The 22,395-nt window shown below is 45.1% G+C and carries 25 protein-coding genes; 13 read left to right on the forward strand and 12 right to left on the reverse strand.

Going from position 1 to position 22,395, the window contains the following annotated elements; all coding sequences use genetic code 11:
- Nucleotides 1-52: 52 nt before the first annotated feature.
- The 3 genes from yjgA to CBI31_RS00215 are packed head-to-tail and all read right to left on the reverse strand — an operon-like array spanning nt 53 to nt 1,272.
- Entirely contained in the window at nt 53-580 is a 528-nt protein-coding gene (gene yjgA, locus CBI31_RS00205) for a ribosome biogenesis factor YjgA (protein ID WP_088524425.1), read from the reverse strand.
- 31 nt (nt 581-611) lie between these two features.
- Complete coding sequence (locus tag CBI31_RS00210; protein WP_088524426.1) at nt 612-929, reverse strand: helix-turn-helix domain-containing protein; 318 nt, start codon at nt 927-929, stop codon at nt 612-614.
- A 40-nt stretch (nt 930-969) separates the two neighbouring features.
- A complete protein-coding gene (locus CBI31_RS00215) occupies nt 970-1,272 on the reverse strand; it encodes a type II toxin-antitoxin system RelE/ParE family toxin (RefSeq protein ID WP_088524427.1) in 303 nt (100 codons plus the stop codon).
- Nucleotides 1,273-1,370: 98 nt separating this feature from the next.
- Between CBI31_RS00215 and CBI31_RS00220 the strand changes: the two genes are divergently transcribed.
- On the forward strand, nt 1,371-2,996 hold the full coding sequence (locus CBI31_RS00220; protein ID WP_088524428.1) for a GMC family oxidoreductase: 1,626 nt from the start codon (nt 1,371-1,373) through the stop codon (nt 2,994-2,996).
- The gene (locus tag CBI31_RS00225; RefSeq protein WP_276207116.1) at nt 2,989-3,891 is read left to right on the forward strand and encodes an EamA family transporter; all 903 of its coding nucleotides are present in this window, start codon (nt 2,989-2,991) and stop codon (nt 3,889-3,891) included. Before CBI31_RS00220 ends, CBI31_RS00225 begins: the two co-directional genes overlap by 8 nt.
- 9 nt (nt 3,892-3,900) lie before the next feature.
- Here the strand turns inward: CBI31_RS00225 and CBI31_RS00230 are convergent, their stop codons facing one another.
- Genes CBI31_RS00230 through CBI31_RS00245 form a run of 4 tightly spaced genes read right to left on the reverse strand, consistent with a single transcriptional unit; the run spans nt 3,901 to nt 6,603 of the window.
- The gene (locus tag CBI31_RS00230) at nt 3,901-4,332 is read right to left on the reverse strand and encodes a hypothetical protein (protein WP_088524430.1); all 432 of its coding nucleotides are present in this window, start codon (nt 4,330-4,332) and stop codon (nt 3,901-3,903) included.
- Entirely contained in the window at nt 4,329-5,150 is an 822-nt protein-coding gene (locus CBI31_RS00235; protein WP_240553607.1) for an FAD:protein FMN transferase, read from the reverse strand. The genes CBI31_RS00230 and CBI31_RS00235 overlap by 4 nt, the downstream gene beginning before the upstream one ends.
- Nucleotides 5,147-5,680 (reverse strand): FMN-binding protein, encoded by a 534-nt coding sequence (locus tag CBI31_RS00240; RefSeq protein ID WP_088524432.1) that lies wholly within the window; start codon nt 5,678-5,680, stop codon nt 5,147-5,149. The genes CBI31_RS00235 and CBI31_RS00240 overlap by 4 nt, the downstream gene beginning before the upstream one ends.
- An 8-nt stretch (nt 5,681-5,688) precedes the next feature.
- Nucleotides 5,689-6,603, reverse strand: a complete 915-nt coding sequence (locus CBI31_RS00245; protein ID WP_088524433.1) for a DUF6662 family protein — start codon at nt 6,601-6,603, stop codon at nt 5,689-5,691.
- A gap of 154 nt (nt 6,604-6,757) precedes the next feature.
- On the opposite strand from CBI31_RS00245, the gene CBI31_RS00250 reads away from it, so the two are divergent.
- Nucleotides 6,758-7,000 (forward strand): DUF3820 family protein, encoded by a 243-nt coding sequence (locus CBI31_RS00250; protein WP_088524434.1) that lies wholly within the window; start codon nt 6,758-6,760, stop codon nt 6,998-7,000.
- On the opposite strand, the gene CBI31_RS00255 is transcribed toward CBI31_RS00250, so the two are convergent.
- Nucleotides 6,992-8,017, reverse strand: a complete 1,026-nt coding sequence (locus CBI31_RS00255; RefSeq protein WP_088524435.1) for a DNA/RNA non-specific endonuclease — start codon at nt 8,015-8,017, stop codon at nt 6,992-6,994. The genes CBI31_RS00250 and CBI31_RS00255 overlap by 9 nt on opposite strands.
- 506 nt (nt 8,018-8,523) lie before the next feature.
- Here CBI31_RS00255 and CBI31_RS00260 point away from each other — a divergent pair.
- A complete protein-coding gene (locus CBI31_RS00260) occupies nt 8,524-9,513 on the forward strand; it encodes a transglycosylase SLT domain-containing protein (protein ID WP_088524436.1) in 990 nt (329 codons plus the stop codon).
- A gap of 91 nt (nt 9,514-9,604) precedes the next feature.
- Here CBI31_RS00260 and CBI31_RS00265 read toward each other — a convergent pair whose 3' ends face one another.
- Entirely contained in the window at nt 9,605-9,952 is a 348-nt protein-coding gene (locus CBI31_RS00265) for an FKBP-type peptidyl-prolyl cis-trans isomerase (RefSeq protein WP_088524437.1), read from the reverse strand.
- A gap of 88 nt (nt 9,953-10,040) precedes the next feature.
- Between CBI31_RS00265 and CBI31_RS00270 the strand changes: the two genes are divergently transcribed.
- Nucleotides 10,041-11,057 (forward strand): DUF6352 family protein, encoded by a 1,017-nt coding sequence (locus CBI31_RS00270; protein ID WP_088524438.1) that lies wholly within the window; start codon nt 10,041-10,043, stop codon nt 11,055-11,057.
- Here the strand turns inward: CBI31_RS00270 and CBI31_RS00275 are convergent.
- Entirely contained in the window at nt 11,054-12,256 is a 1,203-nt protein-coding gene (locus CBI31_RS00275) for an MFS transporter (RefSeq protein ID WP_088524439.1), read from the reverse strand. The genes CBI31_RS00270 and CBI31_RS00275 overlap by 4 nt on opposite strands.
- 235 nt (nt 12,257-12,491) lie before the next feature.
- Between CBI31_RS00275 and CBI31_RS00280 the strand changes: the two genes are divergently transcribed.
- The 4 genes from CBI31_RS00280 to CBI31_RS00295 all read left to right on the forward strand — a co-directional run bounded on the left by CBI31_RS00280 (nt 12,492) and on the right by CBI31_RS00295 (nt 17,585).
- Complete coding sequence (locus CBI31_RS00280; protein WP_088524440.1) at nt 12,492-14,726, forward strand: NADP-dependent isocitrate dehydrogenase; 2,235 nt, start codon at nt 12,492-12,494, stop codon at nt 14,724-14,726.
- Between the two features lie 147 nt (nt 14,727-14,873).
- Entirely contained in the window at nt 14,874-15,836 is a 963-nt protein-coding gene (gene msrP, locus CBI31_RS00285; RefSeq protein WP_088524441.1) for a protein-methionine-sulfoxide reductase catalytic subunit MsrP, read from the forward strand.
- A 33-nt stretch (nt 15,837-15,869) separates the two neighbouring features.
- Entirely contained in the window at nt 15,870-16,793 is a 924-nt protein-coding gene (locus CBI31_RS00290) for an MBL fold metallo-hydrolase (RefSeq protein WP_240553609.1), read from the forward strand.
- A 21-nt stretch (nt 16,794-16,814) separates the two neighbouring features.
- A complete protein-coding gene (locus CBI31_RS00295; RefSeq protein WP_088524442.1) occupies nt 16,815-17,585 on the forward strand; it encodes an SDR family NAD(P)-dependent oxidoreductase in 771 nt (256 codons plus the stop codon).
- Nucleotides 17,586-17,600: 15 nt separating this feature from the next.
- Here CBI31_RS00295 and CBI31_RS00300 read toward each other — a convergent pair whose 3' ends face one another.
- The gene (locus CBI31_RS00300; RefSeq protein ID WP_088524443.1) at nt 17,601-18,134 is read right to left on the reverse strand and encodes a DUF2889 domain-containing protein; all 534 of its coding nucleotides are present in this window, start codon (nt 18,132-18,134) and stop codon (nt 17,601-17,603) included.
- 103 nt (nt 18,135-18,237) lie between these two features.
- On the opposite strand from CBI31_RS00300, the gene CBI31_RS00305 reads away from it, so the two are divergent.
- Together CBI31_RS00305 and CBI31_RS00310 are read left to right on the forward strand one after the other, a co-directional pair.
- On the forward strand, nt 18,238-18,981 hold the full coding sequence (locus tag CBI31_RS00305) for a pseudouridine synthase (RefSeq protein WP_088524444.1): 744 nt from the start codon (nt 18,238-18,240) through the stop codon (nt 18,979-18,981).
- The gene (locus CBI31_RS00310; protein ID WP_088524445.1) at nt 18,978-19,271 is read left to right on the forward strand and encodes a 4a-hydroxytetrahydrobiopterin dehydratase; all 294 of its coding nucleotides are present in this window, start codon (nt 18,978-18,980) and stop codon (nt 19,269-19,271) included. Before CBI31_RS00305 ends, CBI31_RS00310 begins: the two co-directional genes overlap by 4 nt.
- Before the next feature lie 7 nt (nt 19,272-19,278).
- On the opposite strand, the gene CBI31_RS00315 is transcribed toward CBI31_RS00310, so the two are convergent.
- The gene (locus CBI31_RS00315) at nt 19,279-19,494 is read right to left on the reverse strand and encodes a hypothetical protein (protein ID WP_088524446.1); all 216 of its coding nucleotides are present in this window, start codon (nt 19,492-19,494) and stop codon (nt 19,279-19,281) included.
- A gap of 137 nt (nt 19,495-19,631) precedes the next feature.
- Between CBI31_RS00315 and CBI31_RS00320 the strand changes: the two genes are divergently transcribed.
- Both CBI31_RS00320 and CBI31_RS00325 read left to right on the forward strand, forming a co-directional pair.
- Nucleotides 19,632-20,129, forward strand: a complete 498-nt coding sequence (locus CBI31_RS00320) for a (2Fe-2S)-binding protein (RefSeq protein WP_088524447.1) — start codon at nt 19,632-19,634, stop codon at nt 20,127-20,129.
- 10 nt (nt 20,130-20,139) lie between these two features.
- On the forward strand, nt 20,140-22,368 hold the full coding sequence (locus CBI31_RS00325; protein ID WP_206075421.1) for a xanthine dehydrogenase family protein molybdopterin-binding subunit: 2,229 nt from the start codon (nt 20,140-20,142) through the stop codon (nt 22,366-22,368).
- Nucleotides 22,369-22,395: the final 27 nt, after the last annotated feature.

The raw sequence follows: 22,395 nt of genomic DNA on the forward strand, positions 1-22,395 counted from the left end.
GTCTTTTTTAGGATGTTGAAATTATTATGTCTGAATCTTGGTAAGCAATCTCTTAGAGACCCATATCCTTTAGAACACGAAAGATCTCGCGATAAGCCTTAGGCGGCTTGTTCAGTTCTTTTTCTCTACGGGCATTGCGAATGAGTGTGCGCATATTCTGAATATCCATATCGGGATATTGCTCAATCATTTTGGTGAAGGCTTCGTCATTGGCAATGAGTCTATCGCGATAGCTTTCTAAAAAATGTAGCTTGGCAGTCTCTGCCTTGCTAACGCCCTGAATCGCATCTAGGCGTTTCTGAATAGCATCTAGTTCTTCTACATCTAAAAAACGCATGAGCTTGCCAAGGTATTGCTTATGGCGGCGAATCGCTTCAAAACTCTTGATTTGGTTAGTTTCTGCAATCGCTACTTTGATGGCCTCATCTAAAGGGATGGTTTTGAGAGCATCGCTACTTAAAGCTGCCAATACTTCCGCCAATTTCTGGCGTTCGGTCATTTGGCGCTTAAGCTCAGACTTGCTGGGCCCTTCATCGGCCTCAACAAGCTTGGGTGTGCGATTCTTCTCATTAATGTGCATGTCCTCATTTTAGACGGGTATTGGACTTTAATTACTCTTTGTTGATTTTCTGCTTTAGTAGTTTCAGATCGGCGCTAGAAAATAGCTGGCTTCTTCCAATGATTGATGTGGGCTTTAATCTACCCCCCTGAACATATCTGCGTAAGGTTGGAAGTGAGACCTCTAAAAATTCTGCAGCCTCTTCTGCTGAAAAGGTCGCATTTCTTAGATGCCCAAATACTTGCTCGTGCGTATATTCAGTTTCCTGGAAGGCGTTTATTGCAATTAAAGAGAAAAATTTAATACGCTCTTTTGACGGCATTCTTCGAACGTGAGCAAATAGATCCTCTGCACTCATGTATTGAGTCATATATAGACCTCACTTTCTATATTGAAGTAGCTTGAAATTATCATTTGAACCGGATAGATTTTTTTAATTGTGTATAAAAATTTTCATGGGGTCCGATTTGGGAAAATTCAATCCAGGTTATTTCGGTGACACCTGCAAAATGATCAAATTGATAAGCCATCAAATACTCCTGTGTATTAAAGCGAAATTTATAAACAAACACTCCCTGGAGGTCACCATGCTTCTGTTGACCTATCCTGGGGTTATTACAAACTTCAGCAACCTTGATTTCAATTACTAACTGCAAAGGCTTAGAGGCCTTTTTTACAAATTGGGCAAAAGCTTTTTTAAAGGTGGTTCTCATGATCTAATATTAGATCAAAATTGATTCTATAACAAATCAACAAAAGTAACAAGAAATACCTGATTTTTAGTATTGGTAAATAATAGGTATAACAGCTCATGACTCAAGCAAATACCTACGACTACATCATTATTGGGGCAGGCAGCGCCGGCTGTATGTTAGCCAAGCGTTTGACTGAGAACCCCCAGAAGAGAGTCTTACTGATTGAGGCCGGTAAGAGTGATAACTACATTTGGATTCATATTCCAGTGGGTTATCTGTACTGTATTGACAATCCAAGGGCAGATTGGCGTTTTAAGACCGCTGCTGAAAAAGGCCTCAATGGCCGTTCATTAATCTATCCACGTGGCAGGGTTCTGGGTGGATGCTCTTCCATTAACGGTATGATCTATATGCGTGGCCAAGTGGGCGATTATGACTCTTGGGTGAATGCAACTGGGGATGATGCTTGGTCTTGGCAAAATGCGCTAGCCCGTTACAAAAAGTTTGAGGATTACCATGGCGCTGCTAATGAGTGGCATGGCAAAGGTGGTGAGTGGACAGTATCTTTACAACGCTTGCGTTGGCCGATCATGGATAGGTTCAGAGAAGCTGCTGTAGAGGCTGGCATCCCTGCATTGGATGACTTTAATCGAGGCGATAACTTTGGTGTGGGCTACTTTGATGTGAGTCAGCGCGCTGGTTGGCGATTAAATACTGCCAAAGCATTTTTAAAGGATGCAGCCAAACGCAGTAATCTGACCGTGATTACTGAGGCAATAGTCACTAAACTCAAAATTGATCCCGCTACCCACAATTGCTATGGAGTGGAGTATCGCAAGGATGACATTCTCAGCGAAGTCTTGTGCGCAATTGAACAGGGCGGTGAAGTGTTACTCAGCGCAGGCTCTATCGGCAGTGTGCAAATACTAGAGCGCTCTGGGATTGGCGCTGCTAGCCATCTTTCTGCTTTGGGCATCCCGGTGATTGCGGACTTACCAGGTGTTGGCGAGAATCTGCAAGATCATTTGCAACTGCGTATGGTTTACAAAGTCGATGGTATTAAGACTCTCAATACTAAAGCCAATTCTTGGTTTGGCAAGATGATGATTGGTTTTGAATATCTCTTCAAGCGCTCTGGACCGATGTCGATGGCGCCTTCCCAATTGGGCGCATTTGCCTATAGCTCGCCAGCGCAAAAGAGTGCCAATGTGGAGTACCACGTACAGCCTTTATCACTTGAGAAGTTTGGTGAAGACTTGCATTCATTTAATGCCTTTACAGCCAGTGTTTGTAATTTACGCCCCACATCCCGTGGCAGCGTGCATATCAATTCCATTGACCCTGAAGCGCCCCCCGTCATTGCACCCAATTACTTGGCGACGGAAGAGGATCGTAAGATTGCAGCTGAGTCATTGCGCCTCACTCGCAAGATTGTGCAAAGCCCAGCTCTTAAACCCTACTCGCCTCAAGAATTTAAACCTGGTGCGCAGTATCAAACTGATGCAGAGTTAATTAAAGCTGCCGGCAATATCGGAACAACCATTTTTCATCCAGTGGGTACTTGCAAGATGGGGCGCGTGGATGATCCGATGGCAGTACTGGATTCTCAACTTCGAGTCAGAGGTATTCATCATCTACGGGTAGTCGATGCCTCTGCTATGCCGACTATCACTTCGGGTAATACCGCCGCTCCAACCATGATGATTGCAGAGCGTGTGGCGGAGTTACTTACTGGTGAATAGTTACAAAAGCAATCAATTACCTCTAAGTCATCTTTTACTTGCCTTAGCCATTATGGCGGTGTGGGGTACCAATTTTGTAGTGATTAAGGTTTCTTTAGATGCCTTTCCGCCATTCCTATTTGCAGCGCTGCGCTTCACCTTCGCCTTTTTGCCTCTAGCATTTTTTATACCAAGGCCAAAGGTTTCTTGGGGCAATCTTTGTGCCTATGGTGTGGCTATTGGGGTTGGTCAATTTGGCATTTTGTTTTTTGCAATCGATGGAAGAATTTCTCCGGGATTAGCTTCATTAGTCGTCCAGACGCAGGTCTTTTTCACCATCGGCCTTGCGATGTTTTTTGCAAAAGAGCGTTTAAGGCTCTATCAAGCACTAGCTGTCTTGGTATCGATGACTGGCCTTGCAATTATTGGGCTTCATACAGACGCAGATACGACATTTATAGGAATGGGATTGGTAGTGTTTGCAGGGCTCTCATGGGGTATCGGAAATACAGTGAGTCGTCGTGCCGGCTCAATCAATATGCTCTCTTATGTTGTGTGGGCAAGCGCTTTTTCACTGCCACCACTCTTGCTAATTTCTTGGATTTTTGAAGGTGGCTGGGAGCAGATGAGCGCTTCAATCATTTCTGCGCCAATGGGTGCTTGGGCTGGAGTCTTTTGGCAATCGTGGGGTAATACCGTCTTTGGTTATGCTGCTTGGGCATGGCTACTCTCAAAACATCCTGCTGCAGTAGTAGCACCAGCGCCATTATTAGTTCCAATATTCGGGATGGGGGCGTCGGCTTATTTCTTAAGTGAGCCATTGCCCTTGTGGAAGATTTTAGCAGCGAGCTTAGTGATTGCGGGCCTGGTTGTGAATCTATTTTGGCCGAGCCTGGAGAAGTATTTTAGAAAATAAGAGATATTTTTATAGGCTAATAATAGCTTTTGATGCCCTTGTCCTCGCAATACTATGCAACAAGAAGATGGCAAAGAACATGAGCCCCACCACCCAATGGATGATCACAACATCTTCTCGAATTTCTACGGGTCCGTAATACAGTAAACCACCAGTAGTTAATAAGATGGCCAAAAAGCTCAGTTGGCTAAAGCCGCTCACCCATTTCTTTTTTGATTTAAGCCCAGCTTTTAAATGAAAGGGCAGGACTGAGCCTAGGGCTAGAGTTGCAATCATGGCAAAGATTCCATGGATAGCTAATACATTGTGATTTCCCAAGGTCGATCTTTGAATCTCAAATTCATGGCCAAGTAAATATAGGCAGCCACTGATGGAGCAGGCCAGCATGCCGCCAACCACAAATGATCTTTGCCAAGCAGGCATTTTCCCCAAACGACTCATGCAGTAATTCGGATGGCTTTAGCAGAGAAGTGATTTAAGCAAGGATGATCAAGTGCGCTCGTGAGGGCAAGCACTTTAGTAAGAGCATCTGCATAAACACATTCATTTGCCAGAATGGAATAGGAGCCTGAGAGGTGAATATGCGCTTCAGATTCATCTTGCGCAAAGGGATTAATGATGTGGCTTTGCTGCTGGTCTCGATTATTAAAGTAGAGGCCACTCGTAGCGATAGCCCCATTTTGTAGTGAGCCAATATCGATTAACTGGCTCGGCAGATTTGGATTGCGAATTTGTATTGACCTTGGGGGTTGTCCAAACACCCGAAGATCGCCTCCCGCATTGACACAGCCAGATGCGATTCCATCTGCAATCAAACTCTCTACTGCTTTATCCACTGCAAACCCTTTAGCAATTCCCCCAAGATCTAGGCAGAGGGGTTTGGAGGAGGTAATGAGTTCTGAGTCTAGAAAATGAACATCTACGATTCCGCCTAGTTGGTATTTAGATAAATCAATGTGACGTGGCAATAGGCCTGCACTGACTAGTCGATGACCAATGCCGCAATTGAATAAACCATTGGATTGTTTATGAACCTCTTGAGCAATTCTGAGAACCTGTGCGGTCCACGGATGAATCTTGAGTGGCACTTGATGAGCCCAGCGATTGATTTGACTGAGCTCACTCAGAGGGTAATGAAAGCCCATGAGGTCTTGAATCTCTTTTACTACACCAAATGCTTTATTAACCGCTTGACTGTCGTCTTGATCAATAGAGATCTCAACAAATGTTCCCAAAAGAGCTTGGCAGCGCATCATCATTTTGCTTTTAATGCCAAGTCATAGAGAGTTAGTACTCGTTTCACACCATCAGTCAGATGTTTGCAAGAAAGGGTTGCGCCTCCAATATTCTGAATATCTTGATTGAGTTTGATGGGATCTTTTATAGTCTTCCCGGCAAATTGCTGACGCCAATGGGCTTCTGCTATCTCATAGCCATAAGATTCAACGTATTCCAAAATCTCAACGCCTAAAATACTGCCGTTGGGGGCAATCCCCACGGCATACGTAATCGTTTCGTGTTTACCTACTACTTCATCAATGATCAGCCAACTTCCATCGGCAGCCTTCCAGATGCGCTCCCCTTGAAAGGGGTAGCGAATGCTAGATGCCACCCGCATTCTTTCTTGTAGGTCATCGGTAATGAGGATGGGTGCTTTTGTGAGCTGCTTATTGGGAAACAGAATTTTCTGCGCTTGCTCAGCACTTACATAAATTTTTGCCTGAGCAATGATGGGTGTACTGATCATTGCTAGCCCAAGGATTGCAAAAGGGTTGGGTTTCCAGTTCATGACTCTGTTTAGTTCAATGGAAAGCCAACTTTGACAATAAATTCATTTACGGTATGGCTGTCCCAGACTCGAGCGTTGGAGCATTCTGCTTCGCCTCCACCCATACAGTTGCCACCCGCAAGTTGATAGCGCCAAGCACCCGTCACCCACCAGTCTTTGGAAGCGTAGTGCATATTGGGACCAACAAAGGTAGCGCGTTGCACTTGGTTGCGAAGATTGAGTTCTGAGTAATCGTTATGAAAGCGAGCCTCTACCCCAGCCGACCACTTCGGAGCAAAGCGATAACTAGCACCCACTAAAAAATCGAGCATAGACTCAGGTACATTACCGTTCTCAATAAACTTCAGGCGCTCGTTTGCGACTACGACGTTACCAGCAAGTATGAGGCGGTCATCCATGAAATTGGACTGCAACAAGAGTCTAGCTGCGAGCTCATCTTTATTTTTACCCCAGGTAGGCTCGAAATAAAAGCCAACGCCAACAGGTGATGTCACTGGATTGGTGAGTCGATAAATAGCTTCGAGTGAGACACCTTCAATACCGCTCTTTCTGTATGCGGTAGCAGGATCGTGCGAGGAAGGTACTGCATAGCCGCCAGTGCAAGTGGGCTCGTCGCCGCAGGCATCAGGGTTAGTGTAGTTCTGACTGGCATTGGTGTAATACGAATTGATATAGCCCGCGACTTGCAAATCATTTGTTAGGCCATATTCCAATTCTGATCTGGCGGTCCAGGCTTCGTAAGTTCCTGCTGCCTGCTGTTGATTGAGCTGAAGGCGCTGTTCAAATTCCAGCTTGCCTTTGGGTTGAAGATCTAGCGTATAGATCCAGCCAAATACTCCTTCGCCTGCATGGGCAAAAGAGAAATGAAGGGCAGTTGCAAGGATGAAGCTAAAGGCGATCAGTCTTTTGATGGTTATTTTCATAGTCGTATCAGGTAGGTGGTTGAAAAAATCTAAATGAGAATGGTTCTTAATATATCACTAAATGAGAATGATTCTCAAATAGAAAAATGACCGAGTTCTGATAAATGGTTTTACTTATGGGGTTTATCGACTTTGCTTGTAAGATTTCAGTTCAATGAATGCAGAATCCCTCGAGAAACTGGTCTTAATGAAAATGCCGTATGGCAAACATGCTGGGCGCGCTCTAGCAGAGCTGCCAGGAAATTATTTAGCCTGGTTTGCGAGAGAGGGATTTCCCAAGGGAGAGTTGGGTCAGTTACTAGAGCTCATGCACACGCTAGATCACAATGGCTTGCGTGGGCTTCTGGCGCCTATTCAGCGAGCACATGGTTTGAAAACTAGACTGTCATTATTTTGATCGAACGATCGCAGTGACTCGGTTGCGCTCATAAGTCACTGTTGCAGAATCAGGCGGACTACTTTGAAGCAAGCTAGGGGTAATTGAAGTTTGGGATCCAATTTGGACGGCAATTTTTTGAGCTAGATCACTATTGCGGTCATATTGGATCTCAATGCTCGCTACCCGACCTTCTTTAATGCTATTGATGAGTTGATCTAGCTTCGTAGGCGAGTATTCATCAAAAAAGACCGGGTACCAGCCCCCCATCCTGGCCTTGCTTAACTTGACCTCAGAAGATATTGCTTTGGATGCGGCTACTCCTAAATTCAGTGGTAGATGAAAATCAATCCCGGTTTTCTGAACGATCTCTTGATAAGAGATCGGCGGACTCATCTGGGCTTCGTTGGTATTTTCGATCCAATAGGCCCATGCTAAGTTCTTGCCTGGGTCATATACCAATTTAAATAAATGACTTGGAATAGTGACGCGACTACTGCCAATACTCCCACTATTACCAGTAGAGCCGGTGTACACATAAACATCACCAGTCACTCTTTTGACATAGAGTCGAGTCGGCTCCTCCACATTCTTAACCCAAATACCCTGATTATTTTGTCTAGCCTGAGGCATCATGTTTGCCAATGAGAAGGACTGGGCCATTGACCGCTCATCAGTCATATCTCCCGCTGGGGCGTTATGGCCACGGTCATAGCCGCTGCCACGGTAGTCTGAGAGCAGTGAGCGCTCTGCTAATGGCAATCTAGCCTCCTCATAAAACTGATTGCTTCTTTTGGGGTGAGGGGCTGATAGTTGTTCACGACTGAGCTTCTCCACTGTATAGATGGGCTTCTTATCTTTTGGTGAGTAATAAATCGCAAAGCTATCAAAACAGAGGTCTCGCCCCACTTCTTGGGTGCTAGGGATTTGCTGCTGGGGAAACAGATCCTTGCATTCCTCAAATACGGCAAAGGCGCTAAGGGGGCCGAGCAGACCTAGAAGGATGGCAAGGGTAAGAAGCTTACGAAGAGTTTTCATAGGATGTCAGTTTAGGGCGAGCCAACAAGCTCTTACTTCTTTTTCATCCAGGCTAGCTGTAGAGCTAATCAGAATGAAGCCTCAAGAGAGTAATTTTCATTTGGTAAAGGCTGCCTTTAGCCTAGAAGGTGCCTCGAAAATAGTGCCTTGCAGCAAGCTGGGATGACTACTACCGGTAGAAATAAGTCTGCCTTCGAACACTAGATGTATGGTTTTTGGGGATGATTTTTCCTGTTAAATCATAAAAAAATCGGAATTTACTCATTTTTTTGCAGTGTGAAATTAGTACCTCCTAACTTTTATAAGTGATTGATTAAAATAGATTAAATATCAATATTCAAAGACATCTAGGGGAGATCCCGTATTTTGAGATCAAAAAGTTATTGAAATAACCTTTGTTATGCTTGACTTGATATAAGAACTTTTTTAGGATGACCCATGTTTTTAAGATATTGCGCTGCAACATAAACTAGTAGTTAAGTTTCAGGGGTGCCGCAAATAAATAGATGAATAAATGGTTAACGAACAATTCGAGTAATTCGCAAGATCAACAGTCGGCAACTTTGGCGGCTAAAGATCTTCTAGCGCATGCTATGACTCCGGTTTACCGAGTCATTAATAGCGTACTCGTTGTTGCTGTATTTATGGTGGTGGGACTTTGGCTTTCTGGTAACGGTACAAATGCGGGAGCCTTTGATTTGGCTCGCATCTTGGTTCCAGATGAAGCGCGTCATATTGTCTGGAGTAATGGCTTTGGCATGCTCGAGCAATATAAGGCTGCAAACGACAGCCCCACCCAAATGGCTGATTCTGAAATTGCCGCGGTGATCTACAGCAACAAATTAAATCCAATCCCGGCTAGTTTCAATAGTGCTAAGCAGCAGACAGTTGCTTTGTTGATGCCATCAGTTGGGCAGATCCAGGTTAAGTCGATTTCCCATTTGGCCGATCGTATTCCAGCCTCCAAGGTTGACCCCCAAGCGCTAGACAGTAACTTGATGAGCTCAATTCAGAATCAACGTGCGGTTGCTGATTTCTTTGAGAAGAAATATAAGCTTGATCGCACCAAGATTGAAGAGTATGTTTCGAAAACCATTTTGGTTGCAAAAGAAGTCAAGATTGATCCAGTACTTTTATTGGCTGTGATTTCAGTGGAATCAAACTTCAACCCAAACACCAAGAGCCATGCTGGCGCTGAAGGTCTCATGCAAGTCATGACCTCAGTACATAAAGATAAATATGAGTTATTTGGTGGCACGACTGAGGCAGTCAAGCCTGAAGTGAACATTCGGGTGGGCGCCTATATTTTGAAGTATTTGATCGCCACCGCAGGCTCATTGCGCAACGGTTTGAAGTACTACGTAGGCGCTGCCAATGCAGAAAATGATGGTGGTTATGCCGACAAAGTCATGGCCGAAAGAAATCGTCTGATTAGTCTTTGCCAGACCGGCTCTACCAATCGTGTGACCTTAAATGGCAAAGATTTACGCTCTTGATTTAATGAGCATCTCCATAGACGAATAAACAAAAAGACCACCCTAAGGTGGTCTTTTTACATTCTGCTAAATGGGGTGGATGGGATGGTTTTTAATTGACGCCATGCAATTCAACATCAAATACTAAAGTGGCATTTGGTGGGATCACGCCACCTGCACCACGGGGACCGTAGCCCATATCAGAAGGAATGATCAGCGTACGTTTGCCACCAATCTTCATGCCAGCAACGCCTTCATCCCAACCCTTGATGACATGACCAGCGCCCAAAGGGAAGCTGAATATCTGGCCGCGATCTAATGAGCTATCAAATTTTTGACCTTTATGATCAGCTGCTTTCTCATCAAAGAGCCAGCCCGTGTAATGCACATCCACGTGATTGCCGGCCACCGCTTCTTTACCCTCGCCTACGACGGTATCTATTTTTTTGAGTTCAGTCATAATATTTTTCCTATTTCACACAAATTGACTGGCTAGTATATTCTGAGCTTTATTAATTCTGATGGAGAGCCTCATTTGGCACCATTACATGACAAATTATTGGCCCAATTCCGCATACAACACCCTCTCAGTTAGCCCAGATCATCAGCTTTTGGTGACCGATGACTTTTTACGTACCTACTTACATAGGCCTGAGCTGAGCTTAGTTCCAGAATCTTGCGCCATCGAGCAATCCCTCCATCAGCGTTTGATGCAAAACCCTCGTGCCGATATTACCGATCATGAGATCGCTACTATGGCCGATGAGGATATCCAAGAAAACTACCGGGTCTGGTTACGCTATCGAACACGCCTATTAGCTGCAAGCTCCCTAGAGAGTTTTTATATGAGCTTATTTAAGGGTGAGGGTGTTGATGTGCCGCCTCTATTTGTTGCCCAATTGGCCCAGATCTTTGTAAGACATATATTGGGGGATCAAGCTCAGCCACTGGAAGTGCGCATGGGTGAATTGTTCTTCAGAACTCAAATGATTACTGTGCTCGAAGATGCGATTGTGATGGGCGCAGATGAGGAAATAGTGTCCCGTAACGCCCAAGCTGGTGATACTGGAAACATTATGGATTTACTCAAAGGTAAATCCATGACTATGAGGTCGGCCGATTTAGATGTCTTGCATGAAGAAAACGCTACTGAGTACTGGGCTCGAAACGAGGATTTTGATTTTGCAGTACAGCTGAACTTTGGACATGAGCCTATCAATCACTTTTGCCGTGTACTGGAAAAATGGATTGAACATTTTCTGGGGGTCAAGGTACGTATTACCCCCATGCAGCAAATCAGTGATCCAAAGTGGTCATGGCATGTTGGTTTAGATGCTGTAGCGACCGAGATTCTGAATAAGCTTTACAACAAAGAGCCTGTTGAAGCCGATGAGTTAGAGAAAGTGATCTGCCTGTTTCGTCTTGATTTTATTGATGAGGCAGCTCTAGCCAAAGCGCAGGCTGGTAAGCCAGTCTATATGGCGATTGCCATGAATGAGCAAAAGCAACTCAAACTCAAACCCCAAAATCTTTTATTTAATTTACCGCTCGCAAAAACTTCTTAAGCTGACAACGCTTTTTTCTGTTTTCTATTCTGAAAGGCTAGCCATAACAAAGCTGCGCCAGTCACCACGACAGGGAAGAGCGATCCCAGGTTGAGGAAATTCCAGCCCTGTGAGGTAATGAGAGCCCCGGATCCAAATGAGGTGAAGGCCATGGTTCCGAAGACAAAGAAGTTAATTGCTGCTTGAGCTTTGTCTCGTTCATTAGGCTGGTAGGCAGTCATTGCTAAAGAGGTGGAGCCAGTAAATAAAAAGTTCCAACCAACTCCCAGTAAAAAGAGTGCAATTAGAAATTGGTGAAGGTCTGTACCAGTTAATGCAATCAAGATGCAAATAAAATTGAGGATCACACCAACACCCATAATCTTAAGGGTGCCAAAACGTTGAATCAGAGATCCAGTAAAAAATCCTGGTGCGAACATGCCAATCACATGCCATTCCAATACCAAGGCTGTCTCTGAGAAAGGTAGCCCGCAGATTTGCATCGCTAGAGGCGTTGCTGCCATGAGCAAATTCATGACGCCATAACCCAAGGCAGCTCCAATGATCGCAACCATAAAGACAGGTTGCTGCAGGATGGCCTTCAGGGGTCTGCCATCTGACAGTGCATGTTGAGTCTTAAATTCTTCTGGAAAGTGAATCCGCTGCATGACAAAAATTCCCAATAGGCCCGCTATTGAGAGCGTGAGGTAGGCGCCTAAAAAAGCAGTATCAAATAGATCGCGCGTCCAAGAAGCTAGGTTGGGCCCGACGACTGCGCCCAAAATGCCTCCAGCTAAAACCCAGGATACAGCCTTATCTCGCTGGCTAGCATCCGTCAGTTCAGCGGCAGCAAAACGGTAGAGTTGCCCATTGGCGCTATAGTAGCCAGCAATAAAAGTCCCCGTGACCAGCAGCCAGAAATTTTGAGTGATCGCTGCATAGGCGCATAAGAGTGCCGACAGCACCGCTACCAATAGGCCTAACTGAAAAGAAATCTTCCGGCCAAAGTAATTTTGGGATTTAGCAACAATCGAGGTGGAGAAGGCGCCGCCTACGACATAACCCATCACTGGCAAAGTAGCCATCCAAGCGACAGGGGCAAGGCTAAAGCCAACCAAGCCATTAATGGCAATAAAGGTGACGTTATTAGTCAGGAATAGACCCTGGCAAATAATGAGGAGCACCAGGTTTTTGTTGAGCAAGGGGTGCTTGTTGGTCATGGGATGCAGTTTACGGGGAATCTGGGAGGCCTAGCTGATTTATTGGTTTCCCTGAAATTGGGCATCTTGAGAGCTTTTGGCTTTAAATCTCACAATTTTGCTAAGCCTGATGCTTTAAAATAGAGGACTCCCCTCATTGGCAATGGGTGCGCTAAAAGCGGCTTGCAAAATGAGGATGTGAGACTGGCTGGGTAAAAACCTGGCCTTGTCATTTTTAAATATTGAGGAAACATTCATGGCTGCCGAGAAATCAAAGATTATTTACACCCTGACAGATGAGGCGCCACTCTTGGCAACTTGCGCATTTCTGCCAATTATTCGCACCTTTACAGCACCTGCCGGCGTTGAGGTTGTGAAGAGTGATATTTCTGTTGCTGCCCGTATCCTAGCGGAATTCTCTGATTGCCTGACAGCTGAGCAAAAAGTACCTGATAACTTGGCAGCACTTGGCAAGATGACTTTATTGCCAGATACCAACATTATTAAGCTGCCTAATATCAGCGCTTCGGTACCTCAATTACTTGCAGCTATTAAAGAATTGCAATTAAAGGGTTACAAAATCCCCAATTTTCCAGACGATCCTAAGAGCGAGGAAGAAAAAGTAACTCGTGCTCGCTATTCCAAATGCTTGGGTAGTGCAGTAAACCCAGTCTTGCGTGAAGGCAATTCTGATCGCCGTGCACCTAATGCAGTGAAGCAGTTTGCTCGTAAGCATCCTCACTCCATGGGTGAATGGAGCCAAGCTTCCCGCACTCACGTATCTCATATGCACGGTGGCGATTTCTACGCTGGCGAAAAGTCTATGACGATGACTAAGGCATGCGATGTAAAAATGGACTTGGTAACCAAGAGTGGCAAAACCATACTCCTAAAACCAAAAGTCTCTTTAATCGCTGGCGAAATCATCGACAGTATGTTTATGAGTAAAAAAGCATTATGCGAATTCTATGAAAAAGAAATCGAAGATGCTTATAAGACCGGCATGATGTGGTCCTTGCACGTAAAGGCCACCATGATGAAGATCTCTCATCCGATTGTATTTGGTCACGCTGTCAAGATTTTCTACAAAGATGCTTTTGCAAAACATGCCAAGTTGTTTGAAGAGTTAGGTGTTAATGTCAATAACGGCATGAGCAGCTTGTATGAAAAGATCAAGACCTTGCCTGAGTCTAAGCGTGAAGAAATTATTCAAGATGTACACGCTTGTCATGAACACCGCCCAGCATTGGCCATGGTGGATTCGGCTAAAGGTATTACAAACCTTCATTCTCCAAGCGATGTGATCGTAGACGCTTCGATGCCTGCGATGATTCGTGCGGGTGGCAAGATGTGGGGTGCTGACGGTCGTTTGCATGACACCAAGGCAGTGATTCCAGAAAGTACCTTTGCACGTATCTATCAAGAAATGATTAACTTCTGTAAGACGCATGGTAACTTTGATCCAACCACTATGGGTACCGTGCCTAACGTGGGTTTGATGGCTCAACAGGCTGAAGAGTATGGCTCACATGACAAGACTTTTGAAATCCCTGAAGCTGGCATAGCTCGTATTGTTGCTGATGATGGCATTGTATTACTCGAGCAACATGTAGAAGAGGGCGATATCTGGCGTATGTGTCAACTGAAAGACGCACCGATTCGTGACTGGGTGAAGTTGGCTGTTAATCGAGCTCGACTCTCCAATACTCCAGCAGTATTCTGGTTGGATGAGTACCGTCCACATGAAGCAGAGTTGATTAAGAAGGTGAATACTTACCTCAAAGAACATGACCTTAAAGGTGTAGATATTCAGATCATGTCTCAGACTCGTGCAATGCGTTACACACTTGAGCGTGTGATTCGTGGCAAGGACACCATCTCTGTCACTGGCAATATCTTGCGCGATTACCTCACCGACTTGTTCCCTATTATGGAATTAGGAACTAGTGCGAAGATGTTGTCGATTGTTCCCTTGATGGCAGGCGGCGGTCTCTTTGAAACGGGTGCTGGAGGCTCTGCTCCAAAGCACGTTCAGCAGTTAGTTGAAGAGAATCACTTACGCTGGGATTCCTTAGGTGAGTTCTTAGCTCTAGCAGTATCCCTAGAAGATATGAGCGATAAGACAGGTAATCCCAAGGTGAAGATCTTGGCTCGCACTTTAGATGAGGCTACTGGAAAATTGCTACTGAATAATAAGTCGCCTTCTCCACGTACCGGTGAGTTGGATAACCGTGGAAGCCAGTTTTACTTAGCAATGTATTGGGCAGATGCTTTAGCCACTCAAACTGAAGATAAAGAATTACAAGCTTATTTCACGCCCTTAGCTAAAACACTGCAGGCAAATGAGCAGAAGATTGTGGATGAGTTCAAGGCGGTTCAGGGTAAGCCAGCCGATATTGGTGGTTACTTTGTGATGGACACAGAGAAATGCAAGGCAGTAATGCGTCCTAGCGCTACTTTCAATGCTGCCTTAAAGGCGGCTAGAGCTTAATCAATCAGAGCTGCTAAGAGCTTCTGGAGCTCGATTTAAAAGGCAAACTTTCGGGTTTGCCTTTTTCTTTGGGGGTTTATGAAGATCGATAAGCAATAAATTCTGATCAGTAGCAAAATAAGTAAATTACCTTCATTGGGCTATCCCATGCGATTTATTGATAAGACAATTCTTCCAGGCGACATCACCCCTCAAGCCATTTTTGAGAATCGCCGTAATTTAATTAAGGCTGCCGCTGCCGGCAGTTTTGGTATGGCCTTGGCTCCTTGGTTTTCAAGAGAGGCTTTAGCGGCTAATCCAGAAAAACTCAGTGCAGTGTTGAATCAGGCTTATGCATCCAAAGACGGTCTCACGCCTTATAAGTATGTAACGACCTATAACAACTTCTATGAGTTTGGAACGGATAAAGCAGATCCAGCTGAGTATGCACATACCTTACAAACTCGCCCATGGACTATCTCGATTGAAGGCTTAGTCAAAAAGCCTGTGACCTTAGATATTGATGCTTTATTAAAGCTTGCGCCGATGGAAGAGCGTATCTATCGCATGCGTTGTGTCGAGGGTTGGTCAATGGTGATTCCCTGGGATGGTTACTCTTTATCCAAATTGATCAATCAAGTCGATCCACTCGGTTCTGCGAAGTATGTCGAATTTATTTCTCTGGCAGATAAAGTGCAAATGCCAGGCTTGAAGAGCAAAATTATTGATTGGCCTTATCGTGAAGGCTTGCGCATGGACGAGGCCATGAATCCACTGACTCTTTTGACCTTTGGTTTGTATGGCGAAGTCTTGCCCAAGCAAAATGGTGCCCCAGTACGCATTGTGACGCCTTGGAAGTATGGCTTTAAGAGTGCGAAGTCAATTGTGAAGATTCGTTTCACAGAAGAAATGCCAAAAACGAGCTGGAGTCAGTTTGATGCCCGTGAATACGGCTTTTATTCCAATGTAAATCCTCAGGTAGATCATCCGCGCTGGAGCCAGGCGATGGAGCGTCGTATTGGCGATCCTAAAGGAGTATTTGCACCGAAGATTAAAACCCAAATGTTTAATGGCTATGCTGAGCAGGTTGCCAGCATGTATGCCGGCATGGATCTCAAGAAGTTCTATTAATCACCATCAAAAAGTCTGCTCCTAAAAATTAAAGTGCCCACCGGTTTATTGCCTCCAGGAATTGAAGTCTTTGAAAGAGGCTGGCTTTCTGCGAATAATATTTTTCACTTTAGTGATAGTGATGTTTCTCTAGTGGATAGTGGTTATTGCGCACATGGAAGTATGACGGTTGATTTAGTGTGCAATGCGCTGAAGAAACATGCATTACCTAGCCTAAATAAAATCATTAATACGCACCTTCACTCTGATCATTGTGGAGGTAATGCTGCTTTAACTGAGGCATTTGATTGTGAAATCCTGATTCCTGCTGCTGAAGATCTGGCAGTCGCCGATTGGAATGAGGATGTATTGAGTTATCAAAACCTAGGGCAAGAGTGCCCACGATTTACACATCACGGCTTACTGGTTCCTGGACAAGAAATATTACTTGGTCGCTATGTTTGGCAGATTTTATCGGCTCCAGGGCATGATCCCCGCTCAATCATCCTCTACCAGGCAGAGCATCGCATTCTGATTTCTGCGGATGCGCTTTGGGAAGAGGGTTTTGGTGTTATTTTTCCAGAGATGTGGGGGGAGCCTGGCTTTGAAGAAGTTGCCCAGACCTTGGATTTGATTGAAAGTCTACCAGTTAGCCTAGTCATCCCAGGACATGGCAAACCCTTTACAGGCATTGCTCGTTCAATTGCTACAGCACGGTCAAGACTAGATTATTTAGCCTCTGATCCAGATCGGAATGCTCGTCATGGCGCCAAAGTTTTATTGAAATATAAGCTCATAGAGTGGCGCACCCAAGATATCAGCTTAGTCAATCACTGGATTGCTAATACACCTGCAATGAATAGTGCCGCTAAGCAATTGAACATGGATTTAGAAGACTTCGTCAAATGGTTGCCCCAGGCTTTGGTAAAGTCAGGGGCTGCTAAGCTTGATGAAAAGAACTTAATAGACTTAGCTTAAATAAATGGAGTGAATGGAAATATGGAACATACTGTTTTAGTTACTGGCGCTACTGCTGGATTTGGTGAAGCAACTGCAAGACGCTTTTTAGCTCATGGCTATAAGGTCATAGCCGTCGGCAGAAGGATGGAGCGTTTGGATGCACTTAAAGCGTCACTACCCGCAGATCAGCAAAAGAAACTTTTTACACTGGCATTGGATATCTGCGATAGCGCTAAGGTTGACTCCCTAGCGGCAAGCTTGCCCGTAGAGTTTTCCAAGCTAACTATTCTTGTGAATAACGCTGGACTCGCATTGGGTTTGGAGCCAGCGCATCAAACGAGTATTACTGATTGGGATCAAATGATTGATACCAATATCAAAGGATTGGTCCATATGACTCGCGCCTTTTTACCGGGCATGGTTGAGCGTCAATGCGGTCACGTGATTAATGTGGGCTCTGTTGCAGGCCTTTACCCTTATCCCGGTAGCAATGTATACGGAGCTAGTAAAGCATTTGTGAAGCAATTTAGTCTTAACCTGCGTGCCGACTTGACGGGTACCCGTCTGCGCGTCACTTGTGTAGAGCCAGGCTTAAGTTCAGGTACCGAATACTCCAACGTGCGATTCAAAGGTGATGATGCCAAGGCGGAGAAGGTATATGAAGGTGTGCAAGCTCTTAGTGCTGATGATATTGCCGAGGCCATTTTTTGGTCTGCAACTTTACCTGCGCATATGAATATCAATGCCGTTGAGATTATGCCAATAGCGCAATCATTTGCTGGTACTTCTGTGTATCGGGGGGAGCTCTAAGAAGCTCAAGAGAGCTTATTTTTTCCATTGGTAAAACTGGGGATACACGCGCATCACTACAGGGCCGTCAAAATCCCAAGACTTGCAGCCTCCAAGATATAAAGGAGGCTTGTTTTCATCAGGATCAAATAGCGCACCGGGGATAGATTGGTAAGCTGCGGTAGCAATATTATTGAGTAGCTCACGCAGATGAGTGCAGCCTTTAATGCCACCTAAGTGGGTCTCGATGATTTTGCGCCAACCTTTCCCAATTCGCGCTCCAATTAAGGCATCCATTGGCGGGATCACTAAAGGACATTCTGGGTGAGGATGGCTATCCATCGCTACTTCAATATCCTGAATAGTGAGTTGATCATCGAGAGTCACTCGTATCCACATATCGTGAATAGGTTCGCCCGGGGCCCAAGTCTTTGAGCCCGTTACAAACGGGTGTGACTTAGTGTCTTTGAGATGACCTTCAATATCCCAGAGGCCATCTTCTCTCGCATACCCGCTAAAAGTCACTTCGCGGGTGTGTAATGGGGTACGGGCTGTTGGTTCAGGAAGCATGGCAGATTGAGTTCATCAGTGAGAATACTTAATCATAATCAATTGAGATTCAGATAGTCTTGATGCTCAAAATAGGGCCTCTCTATAGTATTCTGTGCAGCATATGGCAAAACCCATCTCCCTAGAAAAAATCCTCTTTAGCCAAGGCTTTGGAACGCGTCGCTACTGTAGTGATCTAGTGTTTGCTGACTTGGTGAAAGTCAATGGCACTTTGGTACAAGACCCCGATGAGCGTATCGCAACCGAAGGCCTGGTTTTGAATGTGGAAGGGCAGAATTGGGAGTATCACGAAAAGGCTTACATCGCATTTCATAAGCCAGCCAATTACGAGTGCTCGCATAAAACTACTCACCATCCCAGTGTCTATAGTTTGCTGCCTCCTCCTTTTGTAGAGCGTGGTTTGCAATGTGTAGGGCGCTTAGACTTTGACACTACTGGACTTTTATTAATTTCAGATGATGGTCAGTTTATTCATAAAATGACGACGCCTAAAAAGAATATTGGCAAAGTTTATGAGATTACGACACCAGAACCTATTACGCAGGTTCAAATAGATCATCTCTTAAATGGCGTAGTTTTAGATGATGATCCAAAACCGTGTTTTGCTGCTGCATGTCAGCAGCTTTCAGAAAATAGACTGGCAATGACAATTGTTGAGGGGCGTTATCACCAAGTCAAGCGCATGATGGCTGCAGTGGGGAATCATGTTGCCAAACTGCACCGTGTAGAAATCGGTGCCTATGTCATGCCTGCTGATTTAAAAGAAGGCCAATGGCGTTGGTTGTATCCAGAAGACTTAAAGCAACTTTCGCAAAGTGTGAGCTCTGAAACGAGGCCCAGCATATGAAGAATGCATTACTACCAGATGATTTTGATTTTCAGAACAGCATCCCATTGTGGACACTAGACCCATCTCGAAAAATCATCTATCGTGAATTTATTTTTAAAGATTTCAAGCAAGCTTTTCGGTTTATGACCCTGTGTGCGCAGCATGCCGAGGAGATTGATCATCACCCCGATTGGTCAAATTCTTGGAATAAGGTAGCTGTGCACCTCAGCACCCATTCAAGCAAAGGACTAACTGAATTAGATATTGATATGGCTAGGGCGATGGATGTATTTGCACTCCAGGCCTAGCTAGAAATTAATGCTCGTCACCCTCGTGCTCTTCTTCATTCATGCTCATTAAGATTGTTGCAAGTAGGCCGTAAACTACTTCAGTGGAGATCATGCCATCTTCATCAAGCTCATCAATTAAGTCGTTCAGACAATCTTCCGTAGGCTCGTTGAGCAAAGTCATTGCGCATTCGCAGCCATAGTCAAAATCTTCGTCATTTTGGTTTTGGTCGTTGTCGGTCATATTTATCCTTAATTGAGGCTTCAGGATAGCAAATTACGGTCAAATTCGCTGGTTTTTTCATTGGGTGAAATGCTTGTGCTGTTGCAGTAAGCAAATAATCATTTATAGTGATTTGATAATAAAAAAGAGGAGGCAGTATGCAGCTAAATGTAAATGGTCAAATTCGTAATATTGATGTCGAACCTAATATGCCCTTGTTATGGGCGATACGTGAGAGCCTTGGTCTTACTGGTACCAAGTATGGCTGTGGTGTAGCCCAGTGTGGCGCTTGCAGCGTATATCTCAATGGGGAGTTAGTCCGTTCCTGCTCAATACCGGTTTCTGCGGTTGGCTCTGCCAAAATCACCACCATTGAGGCACTTTCAAAAGACAATTCACACCCCGTTCAAAAAGCTTGGATTGCACTAGATGTTCCACAGTGTGGCTATTGCCAATCTGGCCAAGTAATGGCTGCCGCTGCTTTATTAAAAAGAATTCCGAAACCTAGCGATGCTGATATTGATAGTGCGATGGCTAATGTGTGTCGTTGCGGTACTTATCAAAAGATTCGCGATGGTATTCATGTTGCTTCTGGTCAGAAGAAATTGGCAGACGTCTTAGCGCAGTATGACGCCACTCCTGCGACACGTGGTTAAGGAGAACGGCATGACAACAAATAATCAAAATATGACATTAGAGAATATTGCGCGCCGTGATTTCATTATTAAGGGTACGCTCCTTGGCGGCGGCTTGATGCTAGGAATTGGTACCGTACCAGATTTAGCTTATGCAGCAGGCGTTCAATATGATCCGAACACACCAACGAAGTTTGGTGATGCTGAAGTGAATGCTTGGGTCAGCATTACACCGGATGAAACTGTCTACATCAGAATTGCTCGCTCAGAAATGGGGCAGGGTACTCGTACTGGCTTAGCCCAACTCGTGACTGAAGAGTTGGAATGCAATTGGAAAAAAGTTAAAACCCAATCTGCAACGCCTGGCCAAAGCTTGGCTCGTAAGCGGGTATGGGGTGAGCATGGTACTGGCGGGAGTCGTGGTATCCGAATTTCTGAGGACTATGTGCGGCGTGGTGCAGCGGCAGCACGCATTATGCTGCTAGAGGCAGCAGCGCAGCAATGGAGTGTGCCCGTCAGTGAGCTTAAAGTAGAGAAGGGCGTCATCACCCATACCCCGACTGGTCGCAAAACTACTTACGGGAAGGTTGCGCAATTAGCATCTACCTTAACTCCTCCAGACCCTAAGTCGATCACTTTACGAGACCCTAGAGAATGGAAAGTTGCTGGACAGCCCTATGCTCGTCTTGACACTGCCAATAAGGTTAATGGTAGCAAGGTATATGGCATTGATTTGCAGCTGCCGAATATGCTGTGCGCTTCAGTAAAAGCCTGCCCTGTATTTGGTGGTAAGTTAGTTAGTTACGATGAGGCCAAAATCAAAGGTATGCGTGGCGTTAAGGGCGTTGTCAAAATTAATGACAAGACGCTTGCTGTTGTTGCAGATACCTGGTGGCATGCCAATACTGCGCTTAATGCTTTACCCATTGTTTGGGATGAGGGTAAAAACGCAAATACTTCACAAGCTGGTATTGAGAAAATGCTACGTGATGGCTTGGATGAGCAAGGTGATTTTTGGCAGCGCAAAGTGGGCGATGCACCGGAAGCCATTAATACTGCCAATAAAAAAATAGAGGCAATTTATTACACTCCATTTAGAGCTCACGTCACGATGGAGCCTATGAATGCTACTGTCAAAATTACTGGCAATCGCGCAGAAGCCTGGGTTCCAACGCAGAATGGTGAAGGCTCGCTTGCGGCCTTGTCAGAGGCTACTGGGATAGCACTTGCTAACTGTGAAGTGTATAAATTAGACTCAGGTTGTGGTTTGGGTCGTCGTGGGTCCACGCAAGACTTCACTACTTTTGCTGCAAAAGTAGCGCAGCAATATCCGGGCATACCAGTCAAAGTGGTTTGGAGTCGTGAGGAGGATTTAACACAGGACTACTACCATCCGATTGCAATGGCGAAGATGAGTGCTGGTTTGGATAGTGTTGGTAATTTAACTGGTATGCATATCAAAGTAGCAGGCCAGTCTATTAATGCTACTCTCGCACCACAAAACATTAAGAATGGTAAGGATGAGCGTCAATTGCAGGGGCTTTATGAGAAGGGTCCTGATGCGCAATTGGGTTACACCTTCCCAACTCTGCTAACAGAATATGTGATGAAGAACACGCATGTTCCTGTTGGCCCATGGCGCGGTGTTAATACAAACCAAAACGGCATCTTCATGGAATGCTTTATGGATGAGTGTGCTAAGGCAGCCGGTAAAGATCCAGTGCAATTTAGACAAGCTTTGATGCAAAGCCATCCAAAGCATTTGGCAGTGTTGAATGCTGCTGCTAAGAAAGCAAATTGGGATAAGCCACTGCCTGCAGGTACCTATCGGGGTGTTGCCCAGTTTATGGGCTACGCTAGTTATTCTGCTTGCGTAGCTGAGGTATCGGTAAAAAATAATGTCGTTAACATTAGCCGCTTAGTTTTCGCATTAGATTGCGGTCATGTGGTTAATCCGTATTTAACGCGTGAACAGATTGAGGGCTCTGTAGCAATGGCGTTAGGGGCTATATTTGATCCTGAGATTACAGTGGAGAAGGGTCGGATTAAGCAGCAAAACCTCGATACTTACCCACTTCTCAAATTGGCATCTACTCCCAGAATTGAGACTGTTTTAGTGCCGACTTATGACTTTTGGGGTGGTGTAGGTGAGCCGACCATTTGCGTGGTTGGTCCTGCAGTTGCTAATGCCATTTCTGCTGCTATTGGTAGGCCAGTACGCAGCTTCCCCCTCAGCAAAGAGGGTTTGAGCTTAGCTTAGAGTCTTAGTGTAAGTTCCTGCTAAACG

The sequence above is a fragment of the Polynucleobacter campilacus genome (assembly GCF_002206625.1).
GTDB lineage: Bacteria > Pseudomonadota > Gammaproteobacteria > Burkholderiales > Burkholderiaceae > Polynucleobacter > Polynucleobacter campilacus.